Source organism: Rhizobium album (genome assembly GCF_003122325.1).
GTDB classification, from domain to species: domain Bacteria; phylum Pseudomonadota; class Alphaproteobacteria; order Rhizobiales; family Rhizobiaceae; genus Metarhizobium; species Metarhizobium album.
Window position 1 is genome coordinate 1 of record NZ_QFBC01000059.1, and the last position, 961, is coordinate 961.

Annotated in this window: 3 protein-coding genes; all 3 read right to left on the reverse strand. The window is 57.0% G+C overall.

Features of this window, described 5'->3' with window-relative positions:
- A partial coding sequence (locus DEM27_RS33395) for a hypothetical protein (protein ID WP_133251710.1) occupies positions 1–233 on the reverse strand: 233 nt, incomplete at its 3' end.
- Entirely contained in the window at positions 230–625 is a 396-nt protein-coding gene (locus DEM27_RS33400) for a hypothetical protein (protein ID WP_109462520.1), read from the reverse strand. The genes DEM27_RS33395 and DEM27_RS33400, both read right to left, overlap by 4 nt.
- The coding region (locus tag DEM27_RS33405) for a hypothetical protein (protein ID WP_205909021.1) at positions 622–961 on the reverse strand (340 nt) is incomplete at its 5' end. The genes DEM27_RS33405 and DEM27_RS33400, both read right to left, overlap by 4 nt.

Consider the following 961-nt stretch of genomic DNA (forward strand, 5'->3'; position numbering starts at 1 on the left):
TTCGGTCGGGGCGGTGTCGGGTCGGCTTCCAGCTTCATCTTCTGCAGCCGATCATAGACCTTGGGGTGAATGTGCATGAGGACACCGGTCAGCGGCATGGATGGTGAAGGCATGATGCTGATAGCGCCGACCGCTTTCACTGCATCAAGGACAGACTGTGCGGCAACCTCGATGGCGTCTCGCTCGCTAGCGTTCATAGTGCGGATCATGTTTTCGAGATCAGTCGAGTTCATGCTGCCCCACTTTCCAGCATCAAGGCGCGTTCCGCTGCCTTCTGCTTTGTTGTTTCGGCTACCCATTCCGAAAAACCGTCCAGGATCGGGGCTACGTTTCGATCATCGGCCCATCCAGCGAAGCCGATGAATCCGTTGCGGCCGAACGTGACAGCTTCACGATTTTCGAAATAATAGGCTTTGCAGGTGAGGGCGGCCCATCCGTTCGGCCAATCGACGAGGCGCATGCCTCGGTCCATTTTGTAGCCTTCGATGGTGCCGGCCTTCATCAGGTGTCGGTCTAGCGTTTTGCGAAGGCGCTCCAGATCATCACGTCCCAAATCGGCATAGGTCAGGCCGCTCTGGGAAAACTCGTCGCGAGCCATGTTGCGTGGTTCGACGGTATATCTCATCGGTCGGAGCCCTCCGTGGTGGCGGAGAGAGCGGCGCGGAGAGCGCGTTGAGCCGTGGCATGGTGCACATAGACGCCTTCACGACCCAGCTCTGCCTGCAGTCTCTCAACGGCCGTGTCAAATGCCTGAACAGGCAGAATGTCTGCTACAGCAGCGACGGCTTTGAGGATCGTCGCGGCTTCCTGCACCGCTTCAATCTTCTCACGCAATTCGTCCAGCCATTCCTTCTGGTTCTCTTTGCTGCGCCAATTGATGCACGCCGCCCAAGTCGAAAGGTCATATGACATTTGGATGAATTCGAGGATTTGCCTTCTAATGTCACCCCCCACCATTTGC

Excerpts from the sequence above, each read along its gene's own strand:
- DEM27_RS33400 (WP_109462520.1), bottom strand. The coding sequence starts at position 625 with ATGAGATATACCGTCGAACCACGCAACATGGCTCGCGACGAGTTTTCC.